This is a genomic window from Halodesulfovibrio sp. (assembly GCF_015482765.1).
Taxonomy (GTDB): Bacteria; Desulfobacterota; Desulfovibrionia; order Desulfovibrionales; family Desulfovibrionaceae; genus Halodesulfovibrio.
In genome coordinates this window covers 1-9,491 of sequence record NZ_JADMLB010000060.1, presented here as the reverse complement: position 1 = coordinate 9,491, position 9,491 = coordinate 1, and the positions used below count along the sequence as shown (strand labels likewise).

At 44.1% G+C, this 9,491-nt stretch carries 7 protein-coding genes; all 7 read right to left on the bottom strand.

The annotated features are described in order from the left end of the window. A partial coding sequence (locus tag QZY95_RS10595) for an LpxD N-terminal domain-containing protein (RefSeq protein WP_290923219.1) occupies positions 1 to 242 on the bottom strand: 242 nt, incomplete at its 3' end. 15 nt (positions 243 to 257) lie between these two features. Continuing rightward, a complete protein-coding gene (locus tag QZY95_RS10590; protein WP_290923217.1) occupies positions 258 to 818 on the bottom strand; it encodes an OmpH family outer membrane protein in 561 nt (186 codons plus the stop codon). Between the two features lie 299 nt (positions 819 to 1,117). Further along, positions 1,118 to 2,698: an N-acetylmuramoyl-L-alanine amidase gene (locus QZY95_RS10585; protein ID WP_290923215.1), complete on the bottom strand. Its 1,581-nt coding sequence runs from the start codon at positions 2,696 to 2,698 to the stop codon at positions 1,118 to 1,120. Between the two features lie 338 nt (positions 2,699 to 3,036). Then, positions 3,037 to 5,724, bottom strand: coding sequence for an outer membrane protein assembly factor BamA (gene bamA, locus QZY95_RS10580; RefSeq protein WP_290923213.1), 2,688 nt, complete (start codon positions 5,722 to 5,724; stop codon positions 3,037 to 3,039). Further along, positions 5,708 to 6,397, bottom strand: a complete 690-nt coding sequence (locus QZY95_RS10575) for an ABC transporter ATP-binding protein (RefSeq protein ID WP_290923211.1) — start codon at positions 6,395 to 6,397, stop codon at positions 5,708 to 5,710. Before QZY95_RS10575 ends, bamA begins: the two co-directional genes overlap by 17 nt. Beyond that, entirely contained in the window at positions 6,397 to 7,623 is a 1,227-nt protein-coding gene (locus tag QZY95_RS10570; RefSeq protein ID WP_290923209.1) for a lipoprotein-releasing ABC transporter permease subunit, read from the bottom strand. Before QZY95_RS10570 ends, QZY95_RS10575 begins: the two co-directional genes overlap by 1 nt. Positions 7,624 to 7,632: 9 nt before the next feature. Further along, complete coding sequence (lysS, locus tag QZY95_RS10565) at positions 7,633 to 9,138, bottom strand: lysine--tRNA ligase (protein ID WP_290923222.1); 1,506 nt, start codon at positions 9,136 to 9,138, stop codon at positions 7,633 to 7,635. Positions 9,139 to 9,491: the final 353 nt, after the last annotated feature.

Sequence of the window (9,491 nt, the reverse complement as noted above, 5' to 3'; positions counted from 1 at the left end):
CAACGAGCAAAGTCAAAATACGGGTTTTCACTAATAAGCGCGCGCTGAACATTCTCTGCCTGATCGGCAGTACAAACAACTGCACCAGCTTTAGTTTCTGCAAGCTTGGATACATACTTAGGGTTTGCAAGAAAGCTCAGCTCTGTTTCCATAGCGGCTTCAAGGGTGTTTACGCCTGTAATGTCAAGATCCTCACCGGCAAACTCAAGACCAAGATGTTGTGCGATTGTAGAAAGCAGCATGCTTAACCGTATTCCTTATTTTTTAGCTTTTTTATCTTTCTGAGCAGCTTTAAGTTTTTCCAGCTTAGCACGGTAAAGACGGTTTACAACAACCATTACCTGTTTGGTAACATCAACAGGGTTCTTAATGTAAAGAACTGCACCCTGAGCTTTTGCAACGATCATTTCGTAACCGTTTTTCTTACCAAATTCCTGGGTAGCTTCAAGCATAAGAGCAGACATGTCACGAAGTGCGGACTGTTCTGCTGCACGTGCACGCTGTACAAACTGCTGCTGACGTTTTGCAAGAGCAATTTCTTCTTTACGGAGCTCGTCGACTTTAGCTTTTTTTGCATCTTCGGAAAGCGCCTGACTCTGTACGCGGAATTCTTTTACTTTAGCATCAAAAGCTACTTTAGCTTCTCTCAGACTTTTATCTTCAGCGCCAAAAGTCTGTTTCATAGCTTTGGAAATAGCCAATGCCGGCTCAGAATCTTTAGCGATGACTCCAAAATCGACTTCACCGTATTTTGCAGCCATTGCTGATGAAGCGAACAGGAAGGTACAAGCCACTACCGCTAAAAGAATATTACGCATCGAATGCTCCTAAAAAAATTTCGTTACTTAACAACAAGTTAATCATTTAACCAAAAAGAAAACTATCAAATGATCGAGTGAATAGCGTTATCAATATCTCTAGTCAAGAGCCTGAAAGGTCTACCACACAATCTGCAACTACAAATACACACGAGGCGTATACGCGCTACTGAAGCAATGCAGCCTCATAATAAGACAGACTCTCATTATAACACGCCATTGCCAAAAAACAGTACTACACACAAACAGCACACACTGTCAGTGAGAAATCGCGCATAGCTTACATTAATTATTTGCAGCTACATAGCAGCATAGTTTTTCAAATTATGTCTGTATGTGCTTAATGCATTTGCAATACCGTCTGCCAACAAATTCAAGTAAGAGTTATTGCGCAATCTCTTGGCCTCTGTCGGATTAGAACAATATCCAAGTTCAACAAGGATAGACGGCATCTTTGCGCCCATAAGAACATAGAACGGTGCACTTCGCACGCCGTTACTTTTTGATTTCCAACCTCTGGCACGCACAGTTTTCACCATGCTTTTCTGTACCAGTTCTGCAAGAGCTTTAGACTCCTGCATTTTTGAATTAAGCATCAGGTCTGTCAGAATAAACTGCAAGTCACTGATACGTTTTTCTGAAATAGCATTTTCTCGAGCCGCAATTCTTCGCGCACTCTTAGAACGGGCAAGGTTCAAGTAGTACGTTTCAATGCCGTTCACGCTGGATTTTCTATTGGCGTTAATATGCAATGAAACAAATAAATCTACCTTTTGAACGTTTGCTTTTGCTGTGCGTTCTTCAAGGGGAATGAACACATCGGTTTTACGTGTATACAACACGTTAAAACCTTTTGCCTTAAGTTTTTTACCCAGCATTTTCGCAACCTTAAGAACATAATCTTTTTCACGGATTCTGTTCTTGGATGCACCGGGGTCTTTTCCGCCATGTCCTGCATCAATCATAACAGTCTTAACGGTCAAACCGAGCTGCTCAACAAGATCAGGAACTTTACGGGAAGGAGGAATTGTGCGTGAAGGCTTTTTGTTTTTATGAACCGGTGCCTTTCTGGATAAATCAACAGGTGGATGCGTCATCTTTCCGTTCTTAGGTGCGGAAACATCAACAACAACCCTATAAGGATTTTCCAGCGCAAACACTGTGTATTTCTGAACAGATTCGAAGTCGAGAACTACCCTGCTGGTAGAAGGGACAGGCTTACCAACACGGATCATACGAAGAATACCGTCGTAAATCTTCAATTCATCCTTTACAGCACTTGAAGGAACTGTGCCTTCAAGATCAATATACAATCTAAAGGGAAGATTTCGTGAAGGATCAGCGTTTAAAAACTTGTATTGGTGTTTTGCCTCACCACTTAAGTCAATAACGACACGCGTATAATCATTACTACTGGTAAAACGAACACCATTAAGTGCAACTTTACCGGATGTTCTGCGCGTTGTTTTTTTAGCGGGCGCTTGTTTTTGACGAGATGGAGCTTTTTTAACAGAAGCATGCGAAGAGCGGGAGCCATTAACTTCAGCTATAATTTTGCGATGAAGCGCCAACGCCTCTTTGTATTTGTCACCAGACTGGTACTTACGAAGAATAGTATTTAATGTCCGCCTGGCATCAGCGGCCTGATTCAAATTGTAATATTGAACCCGTGCCATCCTGTATAAAGAATCATCTGTCCATGAATGCCTGGTAAATCGCTTTGCACAACGATTGTAGTAATCAACAGCAGCCTGATAATCAGAGCGTAGATAAGAACGCTTTGCCAACTCTTCATTTACCCGCCCCATATAGTACAACGACTTCGGAGCATATGAACCATCAGGGTTAGCTTGATAAATCGCAATAAACTTATCTTCCAACCGCTTCCAATTAGAACGGTATCGACCCTGTTTTGAGTTTTTGACAAGCGATCTGAATTGACTCAACGCGGTTTGGTAATCCCGACTTATACTAGCATAGGAATCTGTAACTGAGAGAAGAAGAATAAAGAGAATCAAAGGCAAACAAAGTATGCCTCTTTTTCTGGTAATTAGCATAATTTTCCTAGTTAATCCGCGCATTGAAGTTGGAGTTGGAATAAAGCCGCCAGTTGCAAATCATTATAAGGATACTTAAACCTGTCAAAGGGTGCAACCCCGACAAATACTTTAGCATAAAAAAAGCGCGGTCATAAGACCGCGCTTTTGCATTAGTGTATTTAGAACGCTTGCCCCATTGCAAATTCAAAGCGTGGGGACTGTCGTTCGCCGTTCACCTCTGTAAGCGGGATACCATACGCGAAGCGCAGGTCACCCATTGGTGAACGCCAACGAAGCTCAAGACCGGTACTGTAGAGCCAATCTTTGTTAGACTGAAGGCCGTTATCTTTATCATCGTAGTTAATACCTACGTCAAAGAATGGAACCAAAGTCATACCCAGATCATTCTCAAAGTACCACTGGTATTCAAAGTTAGCGAACGCCATACGGGTACCACCAATCTTGTCGCCGTCATCCTGACGAACAGCAAAGTCGTTGATATCGTAACCACGTACACTGTTAATACCACCAATCCAGAAACGTTCTACAATCGGAATGTCATCATGAGAACCGCCGTTCGGCATCAAAGCACCGGCTTTAGCACGTGCCATGAGAACATGATCCTGATTCAATGCGTAGAACTGACGTGCTTCTGCGATAACTTTAATAAAGTCGTCAGTACCCTGGAGCAAGCCGCCACCGTAGTTAACGGTGAGGTTTACCACGTTACCAGAAGTAGGACGCTGGAAGTTATCCATTGTGTTGCGGCTGAATGCTACGTGAGCAACACTTGCATAACGGGTTCCATCGTCGGACTGTTCTTTAATAAGGTTACTTGCATCATCAGAAACATCATTAATCTGGTACTGGTCAAAACGGTACCCTGTGTAAACACGAGACCATTTACCAATAGGGTAACCAAAGCTTACTTTACCACCAGTTTTGTCGTAATCGTAGTCATCGTATTCAGTTTTCGTAATGTATGTACGAGCACTGAAGGAAAGATCACTATCGTAAACACTAGGGTTCAAGAAGCTCAAGTCATATGAAGTTTTCTTGGAGGAGAAGCTGGCAGTAAGTGCAACTTTGTACCCCTTACCCCACAAGTTATCTTCTTTAATAGAACCGGAGAAGCCCACACCGTCGTAGGAAGACCAACCAACACCAGCCATAATAGAACCAGTGTTTTTCTCTTTAACCTTAACTTTAAGGTCAACTTCATCCGGAGACTGTGTAGGAACAATATTTACGCTGGCTTCAGAGAAGTAGCCAAGGTTGTTCAGCTTACGGTTACTGTCACGCAGCTTGTCACCGTTGAACAACTCGCCGTCGGTCAACTTAACAGCACGACGAACTACATTATCGCGTGTACGGGTGTTACCTTCCATAACAACACGACGAACGTATACTTTGTTCTTCTTCTCAATCTTATATGCAACGTTTGCAATGTTGCCTTCAGCACGCTGAATTCCGAAATCTACATCTGTGTATGCGTAACCATAGTTCGCATACCAGTCAGAAATCTTCGTGCTGTCTTCACGAAGCACAGTGTAGTTGAGGTATTCTTCCTCTTCTTTCCATTCATCAAGACCAATGATGGAGAAAAGCGTTTCATCAGGTTCGATAAGATCGCCTGTAAAGCTGATAGTACCAAGCTTGTAGCGCTCACCTTCAGAAACTGGGAACGTGATAACGATACCGTCTTCTTCGTAATCAACACGCGCGTTACCAACTCGAACATCAAGGAAGCCTCGGTTCAAGTAGAACGCAGCAATCGCTGCTACGTCACGTTCGAGGTAGTCTTCACGAAGAACACCGGAACCGGTGATCCAAGAGAACATACCACGTTCTGCCAGTGCAAGTTCACTTTTAACATCATCTGCATCAAGCTGCTCAACACCTTCAATGTTGATTGCTTTAATGTACAGTTTCTCACCTTCTTTAACATTAAAGGTAAGTGTTGCACCGGTATTACCGCGCTCAATGTTGTAATCAACTTCAGCAAGGTAGTACCCTTCTTTTCTGTAGAGATCGCGAACTCGCGCAATGTCATCAGAAAGGAATTTTTCGTTCAAAACAGCACCCTGTTTAGAACTGATGGCAGCAAGAATATCGTCTGTATCAACAGCATCTGAACCGGAAACAATGATGTTGTTAATTCTTGGCTTTTCCACAACGGTGAACACAAGTTCGTTACCGTCACGTTTTTTATCAAGAGAAACCTGAACATCACTAAAGTAGCCAAGACGGTAGATGCGTTTAATTTCTTCGTTGATTTTTTTGCTATCAATCGGATCGCCTTTCTGAATACGCATACGCAGCAGAACTACGTCAGGGTCCAGAACTTTGGTTCCGCGGATAACAATATTAGAAATAGACTGCTTACGCAGCATTTCGTTTGAGGCCTGAGCTACCAGCTCATCCACAGCAGGAAGCACATTAATAAGTCCGGACTTATTAATGTAGATAGGCTTTGCAGGCTGAAGCCCGTAGGCTTCTACCAGACGAGCATCAATTGAAAGCTGTTCTCCGACCTGTGTAAAGCTACCGTAGACAGCATAGTCTGCGTTAGACAGTAAAGACAGATCTCGAACAATTGAAATATTAAGTTCGGTAACGTTATTCTCTGCTAAAAGTCTTTCTAATTCATCATTCGGAACAACTGAAAAGTTTTTCGCAGCAAGACGCTCCCCGATTAATTCAGGCAACCCATCTTCCAAATAACTCAAGTCGTCTCCTGAGTTAACGGCAAACGGTAGTACAAGTACCCGAATTCCATTCCGTGTCGCAGCAGATGCGCTTACAGCCATAAGCAGCGCAAGCAACATGAAGACCATGGCAACGCACGGTCTAAACTGTTTGGACATAAAGTTCTCCAGCTCGCAGTTCAAGACGGCGACGCATAATATCCGACAGTTCAGGATTATGCGTAACTACAACCAATGTCATACCCAGCTCGTCATTTAGTCGAAGAAGTAATTCTCCAACTGACTCGCCGGTGCGTTCATCAAGATTACCGGTGGGTTCATCTGCAAGCAGAACAGAAGGGCGCATAAGAATAGCACGGGCTATTGCAGCCCGCTGCCTCTCACCGCCTGATAACGTAGTGACTTTATGCTCAAGCCGCTTTCCAAGCCCGACAAGTTGCAACATCTCGTCAGCACGCTCAAAAGCTTCTTTTTTAGCCACTCCGCCAATAATCGCTTGCATCGCTACATTTTCAATAGTCGAGAATTCCGGCAGCAGGTGATGAAACTGGAAAACAAAACCGATATCTCGATTTCGCACGGCAGCCTTCGCATCATCCGTTAATTCGGCAAGATTTCGACCATTAAAAAGTAATTCGCCCCTCGAAGGAATATCAAGGGTTCCCAATAGATGCAAGAGAGTACTTTTACCCGACCCCGATGCACCGGTGATGGCAAGAGCCTCACCCTGCTCAATCACAAGGTCTAAATTGTTTATAACCGTAAGCCGCTCAGCAGGACCATCATAGTCCTTGCCTACTCCCTTCAGTTCATACAACGGCGCAGCACACATTACTCATACCTCAAGGCATCTGCAGGTTCCAGTTTTGCGGCCTGCTTTGCAGGGTACAGCGTAGCAAGGAAACATAACACCATTGCAGACACCCCGATAATGACCAGATCTGTCCAGTCGTAAAGCACCGGCAGCTTATCCATAGAATATACGCCCTTCGGAAGCTGAACAAATTGATAGCGCTTCAAAAGCTCGCCTACCAACAATCCTAATCCAAATCCGAAGGCGGTACCGACGACCCCGATTATGGTTCCCTGCAACATAAAGATTCGTCGAATCTGCTGCTTGGTTGCTCCCATAGACATAAGCACCGCAATATCGCGAGTCTTTTCCATAACAAGCATAACCAGAGTTGTGATAATTGAAAAAGAACCAACAAGTACAATCAACGTAAGAATAACGCCCATTGCGGTCTTTTCCAGTTTCAACGCGGCAAATAAGTTTGCGTTCATATCCATCCAGCTTCGAGCATAAAATGGATAGCCGCCCAACTTTTCAGTTACATCTTTTGCAACAACATCTGCACGATTGACATTGTCGACAGAAAGCTCGAGGCCGGTAACAGCATTACCACCCCAGCCCAGCAGTTCACGTGCAGAATCAAGCGTTACAAAGGCAAGGGAAGAATCATATTCCCACATGCCTGTTTTATATATTCCGACAACCCTGAAGTTGCGGACACGCGGCACAAAGCCTTGTGATGTTTTTTTGCCAGAAGGGGAAAGAAGATTAATGCGCCGCCCGATACCGACACCGAGGCGCTTCGCAAGTTCTTTACCAATGATAATTCCCGGCAACCCTTTACGGTTAAGTTCCGGAAAACCACCATCTTTCATGTACTTGCGAATAGTGAGCACTTTATCAGCAGATTCAGGCTGCACACCACGCAGAATAATCCCTTTAACACCCTGAGATGAGGAAGCCATGAGTTCAGAGTAAATAAAAGGGGTGACTCCGGTTACACCGGAGACACCCTCAATTTCATTCATCAAATCAGTATAGCCGGTCATGTTACCGGCTGCACTCATGGTAATTACGTGAGCATTCACGCCCAGAATTTTATCCCTCAAGTCCTTAGTGAAACCATTCATCACACCCAGAACTACGATGAGCGAAGCAACACCAAGAGCAACTCCGAGAACAGAGATAATCGAGATAACCGATATAAAAGACTGCTGTCGGCGCGCAAAAAGATATCGCAACGCAATGAAGGACTCAAATTTCATAAGCTATGGCTAACTCTCCGGTTTAAGGAGTGGGAAGAGAATTACCTCACGAATCGATGGGGAATCAGTAAGAAGCATAACAAGACGGTCAATACCGATACCCTGACCGGCAGCCGGAGGCATACCGTATTCAAGTGCACGAAGGTAATCTTCGTCCATGTAATGAGCTTCATCATCACCGGCTTCTTTTTCAGCAACCTGATCAAGGAATCGCAGACGCTGATCAACAGGATCGTTCAGCTCAGAGAATGCGTTGCCAAGCTCGCGGCCTGTCATGAACAATTCATAACGGTCAGTAAAACGAGGATCATCTTCGTTTTTACGAGAAAGCGGTGAGATGTCAGTCGGGTAGTTGTAAATAAAGGTAGGCTGAATCAAGTCCTGTTCAACATCAAGGTCAAACAGTTTAGCCTGAAGCTTAGCAAGCTTTTCACCTTCAATAACTTTTTCCCCGCGGCTCTTCAGATACGCAGCAAGCTTATCGTAATCTTCATACAGTTCTTTGGTGTGGCCACCAATAACTTCTAAAGATTCGAGGAAGCCGATGCGACGCCAAGTACCGGGAGTCAGGTCAATTTCCTGTCCCTGATAAGTAATAACGGTGGTACCGCATACTTTCTTGGCAATGTGTCCAAAAAGTTCTTCTGTAAGATCCATAAGATCTTCAAAAGTAGCATATGCCCAGTAGAACTCACACATGGTAAATTCTGGGTTATGCTGGGTAGAAACACCTTCGTTACGGAAGTTACGGTTGATTTCAAAAACCTTTTCAAAACCACCAACGAGCAGACGTTTCAAGTAAAGTTCCGGCGCAATACGCATGTACATGTCATGGTCTTGAGCATTGTGATGGGTAACAAACGGACGAGCAGTTGCGCCACCTGGAATTGGATGCATCATAGGAGTTTCCACTTCCATGAAGCCTCTGTCTTCCATAAATCTACGGAACTCACGTACAATCGCAGTACGCTTGCGGAAAATTTCGCGAGTCTTAGGCGTTACAATAAGGTCAACGTAGCGCTGACGGTATCGAATCTCAACGTCCTTAAGACCATGATATTTTTCTGGGAGCGGACGGATAGACTTAGTAAGAAGCTGAACACTCTTACAGTCCAAAGTCAGTTCACCTGTTTTAGTGCGGAACAATGTACCCACAACACCAACGATATCGCCGATGTCAAATTTCTTAAACTTCTGGTAAAGTTCACTACCAAGAGTATCGCGGGCAGCGTAACACTGCATTTTACCGCTTTTATCAAGAACGTGGAAAAAGGTAACTTTACCGAAAGAGCGAAGACCGACAATACGACCTGCGCAGAAGAATTCCTTATCAAGGGATTCCAGTTCTTCGGCACTAAGACCTTCATATTCTGCACGAATTTGAGAAAAATCGTCTTCCTTTTTAAACCCGTTAGGGTACAAGGAAATGCCTGCGTCCATTAAGTCGCAGGACTTTGCCACTCTATTCTTCACCACTTCGTTCAACTCATCACGGTCGACGAAGCTTTCCAGCATAGGCATAAAATATTCTGCCTGACTGGATTTAGTGGGAAGTTTTATTTTTTTACGTTTTGACTGTTCCTGTTCGCTCACGGGATCACTCCGTATAATGAATTCGATCACTGCTGAATTGGGAAGGGTTATGCCAATTACCCGCAATCGTCAAGGAACCCTCACGTCTCTGAGCAGAAAATTATCATTTGTATTTTTTTTTTGCAGAAATATAAAAAAGACTTGACGGCTCCACAGGTTTTCTCTAAACACTTTTTCGCACTGAGGGAAACACCTCAAGCAAACATATTCCTCGATGGCTCAATAGGCAGAGCGGGTGACTGTTAATCACTAGGTTGTAGGTTCAAGTCCTACTC

What these genes read in the sequence shown, in the direction of transcription:
- QZY95_RS10590 (WP_290923217.1), bottom strand. Translation starts at nt 818, where the DNA reads ATGCGTAATATTCTTTTAGCGGTAGTGGCTTGTACCTTCCTGTTCGCT.
- bamA (WP_290923213.1), bottom strand. Translation starts at nt 5,724, where the DNA reads ATGTCCAAACAGTTTAGACCGTGCGTTGCCATGGTCTTCATGTTGCTT.
- QZY95_RS10575 (WP_290923211.1), bottom strand. Translation starts at nt 6,397, where the DNA reads ATGTGTGCTGCGCCGTTGTATGAACTGAAGGGAGTAGGCAAGGACTAT.
- QZY95_RS10570 (WP_290923209.1), bottom strand. Translation starts at nt 7,623, where the DNA reads ATGAAATTTGAGTCCTTCATTGCGTTGCGATATCTTTTTGCGCGCCGA.
- lysS (WP_290923222.1), bottom strand. Translation starts at nt 9,138, where the DNA reads ATGCTGGAAAGCTTCGTCGACCGTGATGAGTTGAACGAAGTGGTGAAG.